Below are 14,434 nucleotides of genomic sequence, written 5' to 3'. Positions count from 1 at the left end.
CAAGCAGAAGACGGCATACGAGATATTCCCGTTATAGGGGTTGAAACCCTGGAACAAACAACAATTGATACTATGAATTTATTAGTAGCAAAGATAATGACCCGTTATAGGGGATTGAAACGAAGAATCCGGTGACGCCGCTAGTATCATCCCTGTGTAGCAAAGATAATGACCCGTTATAGGGGATTGAAACGCTTTATCATGTTGCCAGACGGCCCACTTGGCCATTGTAGCAAAGATAATGACCCGTTATAGGGGATTGAAACGAGGATGCGGTTTATCCTTACATTGTATACGAGTTTGTGTAGCAAAGATAATGACCCGTTATAGGGGATTGAAACAAAGAATATGACAAATCCTCGACCACCTTCACGTTTGTAGCAAAGATAATGACCCGTTATAGGGGATTGAAACCCATTAATCGGTGCACCGGTGATTGGGTCAAACTGTTGTAGCAAAGATAATGACCCGTTATAGGGGATTGAAACTTCAGAATATCAGTATGGCCCCAATCTTTTGCCGCAAGTAGCAAAGATAATGACCCGTTATAGGGGATTGAAACCCATGATAAACTGATATTTTCAATTTTAAAGTCCTAAAAATATATCCAGAATGGAAAGGATTCCTCCTACACCGTTGGTTCCTTTGATGTATTGAGGATGACTTATTAATAGGGTTTTACCCAAAGCATAAAAAACACGGATGATTTACCGTGTTTTAAAAAGTTAAATAAGTCTTATACTCTCAATAAGTATTGTTTTTTCAAAGGTTTTTCTATCAAGGAAGTTGGAGAAAAACTCCTGTTCACCTTTAAAACCAGTTTCCTTCATCATGAATAGTACTTCTTTGATCTGAAACGGGATATCTTCCTTTAGTAATTTATCTATCTCACTTTTATCCGTCTGTAATAGTTCCTTATATACTGGTAACTTTGAAAACCAATTGGAGTTAAAGCCAAATAAATAGATCGGTATGTTAGTGTTTGTGTTTTTTATAAAATTATCAGTAATTAAAAATCCATAGGGATCAAGGTCACACCAAAAATAAATTTGTTGAAGACCTAAAGGAATTAACTCTCGAATAATAGTATATTCTTCTGCAGATAAATAACCGCTGCCAAATAGAATAATCCATTCATTTTTATTTAGCACATTGCCTTTAGCCACACTAATAAATAAATCTTGGTTTTCTATAATTAATAATTTTTTTCCTTGCCATTGTGTTAATTTAATTTCGGAAACCATATCCCGAGGGAGGGCAAGGTAATTTTTAATTGCCCTAGAATTCCCGATTTCTCCATTCCATGCCCATTCAAAAATTCCAGAAATCAAAACCTCGTTTCTCGATTGAAGCAACCCAAATTTTTCAACGTCCCCAACAATTCGATCCACTTTATCCCGGTCATTCCTAGAAAATAATTTTGTATCGCCGAAAAATTCTTGAGAAAATTCCCTTAAAAATAAGTGGCGCTCTGATAGTGTTAGTTGATATAAACCATGAAGCCCTCTAACTATTTTCAAATAAGCATTTCCAGAACTCTTTGGAAAAACAAGTTTCTCACCATTTATACATTCAATTAACGCTCCACCATTATTATTATAATGCTTTTGATTTGTCTGGATTAAGTCAAACAGAATTTTTGCATTACCTAAGCCAGCAGGTGAAAGGGGAGGGAAGGGAACTTCCTCCCACTTTTGTTTCTTTACTTTATTAATTTTTAAAAAACTTTCAATTGATACCATAAAATCTTCATTAAACAATATGCAATGAAGGTTCCAATGATTGATTCTTGTTTTATCCTTTCTTTTTCGTTTAATTATAAAACCATGCATATGTAGCTTATCGATAGTTATTTCTACAAGACCAAAATTCCATTTTTTAAATAATGAATCCTTCCAAGAATTCCAGCGTTTTTTATTATTGGACTTATAGAGCTCTTTTAAAATATGATTTGCAATTTTTATTTCACTAGCGTTAAGAAAATTGATCGGATGCATTTGTAGGTCATTACCGCCGACAGTTTCAATTTCTTCGCTACGTAGATTTTTACGATAGCCACAATCTCCACAAAAACTATACCTTCTCTTTTCCCGAACTAAATATCCATCTTTCCGTTCCCATTGCCCCCACTCTTGCAGGTAGGTTATATTATGACGATGCTTTGTACTGGGTTTGTTGTTTAATGAATTCATCGTTCACTATTCCGTAGTTTATTGGAGGAGCCATTTCTTGATTCTCCCGTTTTGGTCTAAAGTTAAGTGACATATCGGCAAAAGGATATAATAGCTTCAGGTTTTCTGAATAAGGCATTGCAATTATATATTGTGCGCCGGTCTTTTTAAGGAACTGACTGACTAATTCTGTTCTTTCCTGATCTAAATGAGCAAATGGCTCATCTAAGATCATGAAATTTAACATACCATCTGCTTGAATTGCTGATAGTGTTAAAAGTAAAGAGATAATTACCTTTTGGCCGCCGCTAAATGCAGTTTTTGTTCTATAGCTAACAGGAACCTTCCCGTGGAAACCAACTTTATAGTCAATTTTCCACCTTTCATTACCTACATTAATTAACTTTAATGTAGCATTTATATTGCCTTGTGCCGCCAATTCTTCTAACGATTTTTTTACCTTTCTAAAGACTTCCTCAACCATTTCAAGATACTCCTCTTGGGCTTCATCATGTTTTTTTCTCAAGTTTTCTAGTTTTGCTTCAGTTTCCGAGATTTCATTTAGATGGTTTTGCAGCAACTTTAAGTGGATATTATATTTTTCCTCAAGTGCAACAATATTTTCTTCACCAGGCTGAATGGGTTCACCTGTGTTTCGAAGTTGCTGAATCATATTTTGCAAGCTGCTAATCAAGGTTGTATAATGTTCAACGGTTTTAATTGATTCTAAATATGAACAATCTGAAAGTTTCTTGATTTGATCTTTTGATAGTTTTGAAACTGTACTATTATATTGAGATTTTAAAGTATCAAGAGATGTCATTATATCAGATTGTTTTTGAAAAATTTCTTTTTGTTTTGATTGTAAATTAGTTAATGCATAGTTTAATTTCCCGTGTCGCCTTGAATATTTTGAAGCAAGTTGTTGAACCTTTTCTCTCTCTTTCCTTAGAGATTGGATTTGTACATTAAAATCTGTGAGTGAATTCAAAACTATTTGGAGATCTCCTGTTAAAGAAAGATGTTCATTTTCTTTGTCTGGTATCAATGCACGCATTTTTTGATCCTCGATGGCTTTGTTAACACTCTCTAGTTCAATTTGTAATTCATTTTCTTTTGCTTTCTCTGAGTCCAGTTTTTGTTGAATATTATTTAAATCTTCTTGCAGCTGTTCCAGTTGGAGGAGGTACGACTTTCTTCCACAATAAATCCCATTAGGGTGAATTGAACGGCCGCCGCGACTGATAACTTGATAAGGTGTAGGTTTGTATAGCAATGCGTTAAAGTCTTTCTGGACCCAATCCCATGCTGCTTCCATACTTTCAGCCATCATAAAATTTTTAAATCTTTCTATGTAGCCTGTGATACGCTCATCCAGGACATTAACTTTTGACAGTATTGACTCATTTTTATATGAAAGTGAAACGGGTTTGAAAGGAGAAATCCAGTAAGGATATCCAATTTCTTGCGCAATTTTCATAGTTTCAATGATCGCATGTTCATCAACAGTAATTGTAAAACGTTCCGCCCCAAGTAAAGCCTCAATAGCATGACGCCATTTATTATCGGTAATTTCAAGTTGTTCCGCGAGTAATAAATGATTTAATTGTCGTTCTTTTAACTTTTCAATCATTTTGGAAACGATACTTGGGTAATGGGCAGAGTGCGTTGTCTTAATATGATGAATTTTACCCATTATCGTATCTTCTTTATGCTGAAGGTTTTGTACAATGGTAACTTGTCTTTTATATAAATCGGTTATACCAGATAGCTCATGATTAAGTTTTTCCAAAGGGACAGGTTCAATGGGCTTATATTTGTTTATAAACCCGAGTAAATCATTTACTTCCTTTTTTAAATTTAATTTCTTTTCTGTTAGTAAAAGCGTTTGAGTATGAATATCATCAATTCTTTTATTTACTTCAGAAAGTGCATGACTATTTTTTTCGATTTCATGATTTGTTGTATTTAAGTCATTATTAGTTGTGACAATGTTTTGGTCAATTTGTAATTTCTCGTCTTTCAACGTATTTAACAATGCTTCCTGCTCGTTCATGATTTCCTTCATATCTTTAACGACTGCTAACTCTTTATTAAATTGGTTTTCCTCTAATTGCTGTTCATTTTGCTTAATTTGTTTTATACGATCAATTTTTTGTTTAACATTTTGAATGACTAGTTCTTCTTGCTGTTTTTGTCTTCCGAGTTCTTGATATTGCTTATAGAGCTCTTCAAGATTAATTTTTATATTGTTAAATTTATCAATTCGTTCTTGTTCTCCGCAAATCTGTAATAAATAATCTGCAAGTTGTTCCTCATTTAGCCCTAAAAGCTTTTCAGTGTTCCCTTGATAAAGGCTAAAGACATTTGCCAATGCTTTTGACATCCCAACTTGCTCCATATGTGATAAATAATGCCCAACTTCAAGCCACTTTATGTTGTCTTTCAAGTGAATTTCTAAATCAAAATTCCCGTCAAAAATCAGAAACTCTCTTTTTACAGGATTATCGTTTGTTAGTCGGCAAACAACAGATACACGATCATTGTATTTCCCGATTTCTTGGAAAGGCCTTTTTTGATATTCAGGATGAATGGTGTTATCGAAACGACCGATGATATAAATAAAATGGACATGATCACGCTCAAAAAAAGTTTTGAAAGTATGACCATTATCAAATTTGGTTGCACCGAACAAGACGCGAAGCATATTTAAAAAGGTCGTCTTTCCTGACCCATTTTCCCCGTTAACAACGGTGATGCCTTCATGAATTAAAATAACCTGCCGAGGAAGGTAGGAAAACCCTTCTGCTTCAACAGATAAAAGATGAAGGGGTATAAATCTACCTTTTTTAGCTAACAGACTCATAATCGGTATCCTCCTTTATTTCATTCTTCTCAGGTAAAAATAGATTCTTTGCATGCCGATGTTTTTCATCGTTTTCGTTCACTAAAAACTCAATCAACTTTGCTTTTACTTTGTCATACATAGTCGTAGAATCTAATGCGGTTGTTAAACGTGGCCCAGCTTTAAATGCGTTTTCTCCCCGGACAGTTTCAATAAAGCCTAATTGTTTAAGGGTAGTCAAAATTCTTTTTAAATTTGTTTTGCTGCTAAGTTGCTCTTTATAGTTTTCATAAAGCTGGTCTTCTGTTACGGTTAGTTCTTCTGTTAGGTTTCTTTGAAAATTCCGATCAAATTTCGGAAGTATTAATGAACACCATAAAATTGCTATCATTGCTTTGGCCGGCATGGTGAGATTCATAGACCCTAGCTCTTTTTCCAGCATATGGTTTAGGTTATAAACCTCTTTTTTTATTCTGGCGTCATAACAATTGGAAATTGGATCATCGACAAATTCATATCCAGCACAACTAAGTATTTTGGTAACCTCTGATCTCAAATGAAAATCAAATTGTAAAGACAAAAGTTCGTTTCTTGGAATTGGCCCTGTTGTTAATATCGCGCAAATTTCTTCAGTAGTATAATGGGTCAAACCTTTCATTGATCATTTCCTCCTTTGTAATAAAGCTTCTGACAATAGACGTAATATCTTATGGTCAAATTCTTTTGTGCGAACGGTTGAATGCAATTCAAAAGGTGTGAATGATTTTTCACTAAGAAAGTTGATGGATGATAAGTACATAAAGACATCAGTCTGATTGTTAAATTGAAATAAAAAGTCTTCTAGCTTAATATCTTCATTTTTGTCTAATAACAAACGAATGTGATTTAAAGTTTTTTCGATATAGCTCGGTTCAAAGTTTTTAGGGGCCTCATGCCCACCATAGACTCTTGGACTAATTTTTCTGGATGTATGCAACTTTTTTAGTCTAAGGAATTCTTCCAATGCTACTACAATTCCATCTGTATCAATCCATTTGGAATGGGACGGTGTGTAATGGGCGTTCCATAATAATAAAGATAACTGGTCAAAGGTTGTCTGATATAAGAAACGATCAACATCCTCTTTTGTAAATACACCATTGCCCATTGAAGCAACTTGTATAAGGGCTCTTTTCCTATATTCAAATAATGTAGTAATTTTCATTTCAAAATCAAAGAGGCATTGAATAGACTCTTTATCTTTCTCGGTGATTTCTAGTTTGTTCTTACGTTTGTATTGGTTTATGTCTTTAAAACGCTTGATGAAATCTCCGATGTTATCAAGGAACTTGTCCGTCTTATGAAGGGCATCTTTTATTCTGGCTTCATTTTTTGAGATAAGTGCAGTTTCAATTTCATCAATATTTCTCATTACAGCGTGAATCGACTGGTTGCGAAGGAATTCTAGAGAAATTATTCCAAGATTCATGTGTTCAGCGGCTTCCAGCATATCTTTTAAGGCAAGCTGAAATGCCATGCTGTCCAGCTCATCCCCTTCATATAAAAAAGGAAGAAAACGGGCAAATAGCATACCAGGGTTAGTGAATTCGTATGTAAGTGTTCCATCTTGTCGATCAAGCCAGCCCCCATCTATTAAACTATTGATAATAGAATCTAATTGTCTTTTGTGATATTGAGGGAACATTGCTTCAATATCAGCTTTAGAAAAATTTCCGCTGGTTAAATCGCTTGATAATTGCATAATGACATGCATCTTATGCTCGAATAATTCTCTTGAACTTGTTAAATGGCTTAATAATCGGAATAAATACGAAAAGCCACTAATGTACTCAATATTTGGAAGCTGCTCCAACCGGGTTTCCTCCAAATCTATCCCCTCCTATTATCTGTTTAGTAGAAGTATTGACAGGAATGGAGGAGGGTATACCTGAAAAATGAGGTAATTTTGGTGGTGTGATAAAAAGATTGATTAGGAGAGTTATATAAAAAAGTGGCCTCTATTTTTGAAACGTTCTTTGCTATATCCAGCAATTGTCCATATCAGCAAAGCGTCTTTTCGTTTACCGCCTTGTTTTTTTATTGTTTGGACTAAATTTTCAATTCGTATTACTTGAGTAGGGGAGGTAAAGTGTTCATTTATAAATGATTGTTGATCTGTTTCATCGGAAAGAAAATAGGGTATATTAGCTGTCTGGGCAAAAGCTATAGAAACGATTTCTCCCCAGTGACTTCCGTGTTCCCTAGTTTTCTTTGACTTTCTTAATTTTTCAATTATATCTTGGTACAAAGTCAAAAAAACGGCACCTAATTTTGCTAACTTTTCTTCATTAACTATCTCTGCACGTTTATCGTATATCAATGAATCAATCTGGTCTTTGGTATCCTTGGGCGTAAGAATTTCATTCTTATACACATATTCATGAATCAGTAAATTCCCAACATAATTTGGCAAGATGTTCTCAATAATTTTATATTTTCTTAATCTCCCTAGTTTAATTGCAAAATCAGCATCTAAGATAGCTTTTGGCCAAATGTAAGATTGTAAATTATCCATCTTCTTCCTCCAAAAGTTTATCTATTTCATCTTCACTTGGGAGTTCGTCGGGAAGTTCAATTCCAAAATCTTTTGGCTCTTTTTGAAGAAGGGAAAGAAGATTTCGAAGCCTTTTTGGTGTAATGAGCCCTTCTTGATAAAGATCAATTGCATTCTTTGTTAACCCTTCGTAATGAATAACTGGTTTGATAATTTCTCCATTTTCTAGTTGTAATTTTCTTCGAATGATTGATACATATGGTTCACTATAAAGCTGCTCCGTCATAGTTTTATTTATATAACCAATCTCATAAAGTCTTCGAACCATTGATTTATATGGAACTTCGAATGTATGGGCTAATTCTACAACATGTTCTGATTTAAGCTCGTTCTTTGTAATTTCTAAAAACATTAACTCTTGCTCTAGGACATGCTTTGGTATCAACAGCAAAGCTGCAAATAAATTAGCACGTAATTCACGAATATTATCAGTTTCATCATTTAAAGTGGTACTATTTAACATTTCAGGGTTAGTAAGAAAATCCTTATCAAACCAAATGTGGTAGAGTTCGTGGGCGGCTGCAAAGTTCTGCTTTTCTTCAGGTATTTGGCTATTAATATAAACAAATAAATACCCTTTTTTTTGACAAACAAACGCACAGAGATTATCATCTGGGAAAGGAGATTGCAGGAGAGTGGCTTCTTTTTTAACAATATTTAATACATGTCTACCTAATATGCGAGATGTCTTGTGGAGTTCAATCAATTTACTATTTGCCTTTTCCTCTAAATCCTTCATTTCCAGATGGGGTAAATATGGAATCTTATTCATGAATGATCCTCCTGGATTCTTGAGAAAGTTCCTCTAATTCAATGATCTCATCCATAACAAAGTCAAGAAATTGCAAATGTTGCCTTATCTTTGAATTTCCGGTTCTATCCATCATAAATAGAATAGGATCTTCAATCACATTTGTTTGGGACTCATGATTGATTAATTCATCAACTGAAATATTCATTACATCAGCAATTTTCTGTATTTCTTGAATATTTGTAGCCTTTTGCCCCTTAACGATTTTACTCATTACTTGCTTAGAAACCCCAATCCGATCAGCGAATTCTTGTTGGGTTATATGATGTTTTTCAATAAAAAGAGTAATTTTCTCGCCAATAGCCTCAAAAATTGTTTTCATTGTAGATTCCTCCTTAAGGTTACTGTAATATACAAGTTAAACGAAAGTCAATGATTCATGAACAAATATTTATTATTTGTAAACAACTCGTGTATTAAACTTCGTAAAAACATTAGGTTATTATACAGGAAGTTAAGAGTGATTTAGAGTGAGTCAGAAAAAATAATGACTCTTTTTATAAAATTATTTTGTTGAATTTTTTACGCAAAATATTCAAATAATTTAAAAGGGATCATTGAAGAAATTTAGAATTCTTTATATGAATAAATATTAATTTACCGATACGGTTATCGTACCTGGTAGAAGAAAATTTCAAGTATGATATATATTGTCGAATAATGACACCCAGTTAATATTTTTTTGTAAATAACGTATTATAAAGGCTCAAAACGGAAATTACTAAATAGTGAAAGGAGGTTTGAAAATGGAGGGATTTGTAATATATGCATTGCTCATTGATTGATTGTTCAGTTTAATCACTATTGAAAAATTATTAAGAAAAACATAAAAAGGCGCTAAGACAATTATCTATCTTAGCGCTTCAGAAAAAAATGTGTAAGTAGAAAGAGATTAAAATTCTCTTTCTACCAATAATAATTGTTTCCACTTGTATTGCTATTTACTCTTATTGAGGATTGAAAAAGTTATTATTTATTTGTGAGTATTTATTTTTTCCCCGTTTAGGGGCTTTTTAGAAAGGGGAGGTGTGTGGTAATAGAAACATTATTTAAAGAACTAACAGGGTACAATCCTTATCCATTTCAATTACAAGCAAGTCAAGAGATTTTTAAAAATGAAAAGTTTGTTATAACGGCCCCGACAGGTTCCGGAAAGACATGGATGAGCGTCATTCCCTTTGTGTATGCCAAAGAAAATAATATATTATTTGCCGATCGTATGTTTTACGTATTGCCGCAACGGACTTTAGTGACAGCTGTGGCAAATACAATAAAACCTATTTTAGAAAAAAGAAATTTAAAAGTCACTGTTCAAATGGGTGGACAAAATGAAGATCCATATTTTGAAGGAGATGTTATTGTTACAACCATTGATCAAATACTAGCTGCCTATCTTGGCCTTTCCTACGGAACATCTAAAAATGCAAGTAATATAGCTCCTGGTGCTTTAATGGGATCTTACATTGTATTAGATGAGTTCCATTTGCTTGAAGCAGACAAATCGTTAGCTACCTATGTAGATATGATGAATTTTCTATCTCCTTTTGTTCGGACTTGTATGATGACTGCAACAGCTACAGAAAAATATTTGGATGCTATTTCTAGTAAAATTAAAGGCAAGTATCAAGTTGTATCAGGTCAAGACATTGTCCAATTACAAACATCTATGAATGAGGTAAGGAAAAGAGAAGTTATTTGGTGTGATATTCCGATAGATGCTGAAGTAATTTTAAAACAACATAAAGATCGAACATTAGTTGTCGTTAATACTGTTAAGAAAGTTCAGGCACTGTACAATGAGTTGACAGAAAAGATAAAAAGAAGTGGTTTTGATATTGAAGTAGTTTGTCTTCATGCTCGATTTCTCAAGGAAGATAGAGATACATTGGAGCTCAAAATAAAGGATTGTCTAAAACGCAGCTCAAAAAAAGAAATAATTGTAATCGCAAATCAAGTTGTTGAGGTTGGATTGGACATATCTGCATCAGTATTAATTTCTGACTTATGTCCTGCAAATGCATTAATTCAAAGAATCGGAAGATGTGAGAGATATGGAGAATTTATCGGCAAAGTATTTGTATATGCAATAAACAATCATTTGCCATATGATGAGGATTTGGTAAATCGAACCGGGGATTATTTGAAAGAACAAACTCCATTATTTATGACAGCGATTGAGGAATTAGAAATGGTGGAAACTGTTCATGCAAATCGTGAGGAAAAGTTATTAAACAGCTTATCATTTAGTAAAGTTCGAGAATTGGTGGAAAAGACGCAAAGTGAAGGCAATCGTTCATCTATTAAAAATCTAATTAGAGATATAGATAATATCCAAGTTCTTATCCATCCTAAGCCTTGGGAGCTTGACTTATATAAAAAACCAGAGTACTTTTCAATTCCATATAGTACTTTGCTAAATTATTTAAGAAATATTGAACAGCCAAGCAAGTATGTCTTTTATCCTGAGTTTCCAAACGATTATCAAAGCAAATACTCTAAAGAAGTCCATTGGAACTTAGTAGAAGATATAAAAAATATTTATAATTATTTATTTGTTGCGTTATCCCCTAAGATAGCCAGTTATAGTAAGGAAATTGGATTTTCTTTAGATAAAGGAGAATTTATTTCAAAGGAAACTTTATCTGAAATTGAAAAAAGGCAAAGATTTTCATATAAAAAAGAAACATATGTGGAACATGCTTTGGATGTCCGGAAAAAAATACGCAGTTCTGATGATAAATATAATGTTGTAACTAGTCAATTTGCTCAAATATTGAATTGTAATTCAAATTTTGTAGGTGAACTTGCAGAATTAGTTGGCGCTTTGCATGATGCTGGAAAACTAATTGAAAAGAATGTCCTAGTTTCCCAAAAATGGCAGAAGAAAATTATTGGTGATGAAACGAAAGAGTATTTAGCACATACAGATTTTGACCCATCAAATCCATATCATTTACAAAAAGAAAAAGAGAAAGAATTTAAACGAGCCCATCATGCTGCTGAAGGAGCATGTGCAGTTCTACCAATTTTAGAATTGCAAACAAAAAACTTACAGCTAGAAAAAGAAATAGCCGGACAAATAATTCTATCAATGTATTCAACCATAAAAAGGCACCATGGCGCTTATACTAAAAAAATGGAAGAGTATTGTTTGATAGAAGATGCTTCTAAAGTAATTAGAAAAAGTTTACAAGGACTTTTCGAAAATGAAACTCCTTTAAATAGGGAGGTAGGGCCGTCGAAAGCAATGCTATATGAAAAATTTGTTTTAAATGCTGCAGAAAAACAGAAGTTAGGCTGGCTATTGTATTGGTTCTTTAGTAGAAGACTTAGACTAGCAGATCAATTATCTCAACAAGAAAAACTTTAGGAGGTGATTTAATGGGTGGAATGACATTTTATATTCAAAAAAAATTCGGAAGTTATGGGGATGCGCTGGCGGCCGTTGGACTAGCGCGGCTCTTATCCATACTCTTTCATAGACATGATATTCAAATTGAAGAGCAGCCTGGTTACTTTAGGTGCTTGCTTCCCGAGGAAATTGACTACGAACAAATGGACATTGAGGAACTAAAGCGAAATCCTGTTTTTCGGTATGTCCAATTTACAGAGAATGAAGAAGGAGCACCCGTTCAAGCTTTTAAATATTATAGAGACCAAGAATTATATAAAGCTGAAAGGGGAAGAAAAAAATCTAACGTTAACTTAAGTGACAATGCGGAGGAAGCCCCTCTGCCACCAGATCCAATTTATTTATTAATGCAAAGTTTGCGAGTTTTGCAGGCACTTGGCACCAGTAATAAATTATACAAGGATATTCAAGCAGCCCCAATTAAGGATTTAAAACAAACAATTATTGGAAGACTTAACATTTATTCATCCCTTGAACAAGAAGCAATTGATAAAGAAGCGTTTAAACCATCTGTTTCAGCAGTACAAGCATATAATCCGATTATTGGAAAAGGTGTTAACAAAGCAAAAGCACAATCAATTTCTGTCGGTTCGATTCCTGCAAAATTTGTTGATTGGTTTGAGGAATGGCTCCGATTTATTGGCTCAAATTTAGTATTGAATGCTTATCCGATATGGGATGATTTGAAATTTTTAACTTTAGTCCCTAATAATGTAACAGTTGCAGGTTTATTAATCCTGCATGATTCTTTCTTAAAGCAAAGAGATTATACATCTTGTAAAAATGATATATTTGTCATTTTTAATACGGTTAAGTTTTTGGTTGAAAATTCCGAAAGATTCATTAATGCAACAACTGAAGATGATTTTTTATTATCGATTATGGATATTACGCCTAAAACGATCATTTCAGGCTTATCAGGTGCTTATTTTAAAAGTTTAGGATCGGGTAGGGTATTAATCAATAATTCATTTATTAGTTTCCCAGATTGGTTCCCAATTAACAATGAGAAAGACGCCGATCTTTGGATAAATGTAATCCAAGATCATAAAAATGTTTTAGGAAAACTAGATGAAACTAAAAGTGAAGAGATGCAATTGTTGAATACTTACAGAGACTTTTTATCAACTTCAGATTGGAAAAAATACTTCGAGTACACGTCCTCCTATGCAGGACTTTATTTAAACCAGAAAGAACGAAAAAAATATTTTGCCCAACATAATTTTGAAATTTTTAAAGGAGTGTGCCAGAGAGTGGGTCAAATATATAAGGAAATCATAAGCAATAAAGGCTTTCAAGAAATTGCAAAGGCTATGCGTGAAGCGACTGTAAATGAACAATATAGAAAAACGCAGGGAAAACAACAGTTTGAAATTCAATATGGATTATTTCAGGAAATAAAACGAAAGGCAAAATTTGAAGATCAAGTTATCAGTGTGATTAATGATTTTATTTCTGAATATAATCGTGAAACAGCTCGAAAAATGGAACAAAAAGGAGAAAACTACAAAGGAAGATTGTTAGTTTCATTAGATGCATTTAATGACTTTATTAGCTTATTTGATCAATTTCCAAAAAAGCATGAAACAATAGCACTTATGCTAGTTGCCGCTGCATCCTGTTATGATGGAAAACCTAAAAAAGTTGAAGGAGGAACTGGGGAATGATAAATAATTTGACAATTTCAGGTTTATTAACTCTTGATATGCATGCTTTAAACAATGAGGGCGGTGAAGGAAACCAATTACAAACCAGAATGGTCCATATTATAGATGGGGAGGGTGAACTTCAAGTAGTGAATGCAATCAGTGGAGATATGCTAAAGCATATTCAAGCGGAACATTTAGCAAATGTTTCAATCGATAAAAGTTTAGCATTATGTGATGGCTGTAAGAAGCTTGATGCCAATAGGATTAATAGAGATGATGCCTTTTTTGATAACCTAGATGGAGAAAAACATAGCGCTAAAATTATTGATCAGTTATTGCCATATTGTACAGTAGATGATCTTGAAGGAATTATGATTACCAGAGATAATAGGTCCGTGTCAAGAAAATCCGTTGTAGAGTTTGGGTGGTTAGTGGGCTTGCCGAATTCTACGCGGACGGAATCGTATTTTCATGTTAAATTTGATAATAATCGTGCGGCGGGGTCAGGTGATCAAACAGGAGCAAATTTAGGGCAAAATATTTTTTATCGACCAGCAAGTTCAGGGAAATATGCTGTTGTTGTAAACTTGGAATTAAGCAGGATTGGTTTTAATGATATTACAAGGGAATATGTGTTGACTGATGAAGAGAGAGTAAACAGGGCAAAAGCTCTACTTGAAAGTATATTGTTTACCTTCATTAAGCCATTGGGTGCGCACCGAAATACGCAAAATCCACATATTTTAGGTTTTGAGGGAGTTCTAAGTTTTTCCAATTCAACTGTACCCGCACCATCGATTAGTGCCTTAAATAGTAATTATCGCGAAGAGGTTGAAGGAATTGTTGGACAGTTAAATCGTATTTATGAAGGTAAGCTTGAGGCTAAGAAATTTGATAGCCAGGTTGAATTTACTCAATTTATGACAGACCTTATTCAAGAATTGGATTAGAAG

At 33.7% G+C, this 14,434-nt stretch carries 10 protein-coding genes and 1 CRISPR repeat array; of the genes, 3 read left to right on the top strand and 7 right to left on the bottom strand.

Annotated elements, in window-relative coordinates:
- Positions 1 to 83 precede the first annotated feature (83 nt).
- Positions 84 to 562: direct repeats of the CRISPR family, unit length 38 nt; unit sequence TGTAGCAAAGATAATGACCCGTTATAGGGGATTGAAAC.
- Positions 563 to 725: 163 nt separating this feature from the next.
- From BAZO_RS07065 to BAZO_RS21130, 7 genes are all read right to left on the bottom strand, one after another.
- Positions 726 to 2,192: a Wadjet anti-phage system protein JetD domain-containing protein gene (locus BAZO_RS07065; protein WP_003330681.1), complete on the bottom strand. Its 1,467-nt coding sequence runs from the start codon at positions 2,190 to 2,192 to the stop codon at positions 726 to 728.
- Entirely contained in the window at positions 2,149 to 5,037 is a 2,889-nt protein-coding gene (locus BAZO_RS07060; protein WP_003330680.1) for a hypothetical protein, read from the bottom strand. Before BAZO_RS07060 ends, BAZO_RS07065 begins: the two co-directional genes overlap by 44 nt.
- Positions 5,021 to 5,674 carry a hypothetical protein gene (locus BAZO_RS07055; protein ID WP_003330679.1) on the bottom strand — a complete coding sequence of 218 codons (654 nt, stop codon included), beginning with the start codon at positions 5,672 to 5,674 and terminating at the stop codon, positions 5,021 to 5,023. Before BAZO_RS07055 ends, BAZO_RS07060 begins: the two co-directional genes overlap by 17 nt.
- 3 nt (positions 5,675 to 5,677) lie before the next feature.
- Positions 5,678 to 6,883 carry a hypothetical protein gene (locus BAZO_RS07050; protein WP_003330678.1) on the bottom strand — a complete coding sequence of 402 codons (1,206 nt, stop codon included), beginning with the start codon at positions 6,881 to 6,883 and terminating at the stop codon, positions 5,678 to 5,680.
- A gap of 111 nt (positions 6,884 to 6,994) precedes the next feature.
- Complete coding sequence (locus tag BAZO_RS07045; RefSeq protein ID WP_003330677.1) at positions 6,995 to 7,570, bottom strand: PIN domain-containing protein; 576 nt, start codon at positions 7,568 to 7,570, stop codon at positions 6,995 to 6,997.
- A complete protein-coding gene (locus tag BAZO_RS07040) occupies positions 7,563 to 8,381 on the bottom strand; it encodes an ImmA/IrrE family metallo-endopeptidase (RefSeq protein WP_003330676.1) in 819 nt (272 codons plus the stop codon). Before BAZO_RS07040 ends, BAZO_RS07045 begins: the two co-directional genes overlap by 8 nt.
- Positions 8,374 to 8,742, bottom strand: a complete 369-nt coding sequence (locus tag BAZO_RS21130) for a helix-turn-helix domain-containing protein (protein ID WP_003330675.1) — start codon at positions 8,740 to 8,742, stop codon at positions 8,374 to 8,376. The genes BAZO_RS07040 and BAZO_RS21130 overlap by 8 nt, the downstream gene beginning before the upstream one ends.
- Before the next feature lie 708 nt (positions 8,743 to 9,450).
- Here BAZO_RS21130 and cas3 point away from each other — a divergent pair.
- The 3 genes from cas3 to BAZO_RS07020 are packed head-to-tail and all read left to right on the top strand — an operon-like array spanning position 9,451 to position 14,431.
- Positions 9,451 to 11,790 (top strand): CRISPR-associated helicase Cas3', encoded by a 2,340-nt coding sequence (gene cas3 / locus BAZO_RS07030; protein WP_003330674.1) that lies wholly within the window; start codon positions 9,451 to 9,453, stop codon positions 11,788 to 11,790.
- Between the two features lie 11 nt (positions 11,791 to 11,801).
- Positions 11,802 to 13,499, top strand: coding sequence for a hypothetical protein (locus tag BAZO_RS07025; RefSeq protein ID WP_003330673.1), 1,698 nt, complete (start codon positions 11,802 to 11,804; stop codon positions 13,497 to 13,499).
- On the top strand, positions 13,496 to 14,431 hold the full coding sequence (locus BAZO_RS07020) for a DevR family CRISPR-associated autoregulator (RefSeq protein ID WP_003330672.1): 936 nt from the start codon (positions 13,496 to 13,498) through the stop codon (positions 14,429 to 14,431). Before BAZO_RS07025 ends, BAZO_RS07020 begins: the two co-directional genes overlap by 4 nt.
- Positions 14,432 to 14,434: the final 3 nt, after the last annotated feature.

This window comes from Schinkia azotoformans LMG 9581 (assembly GCF_000307855.1).
Classification (GTDB): Bacteria; Bacillota; Bacilli; order Bacillales; family Bacillaceae_J; genus Schinkia; species Schinkia azotoformans.
Note: the sequence above shows the minus strand (reverse complement) of the source record. Positions and strands in the feature narration are given on the sequence as shown.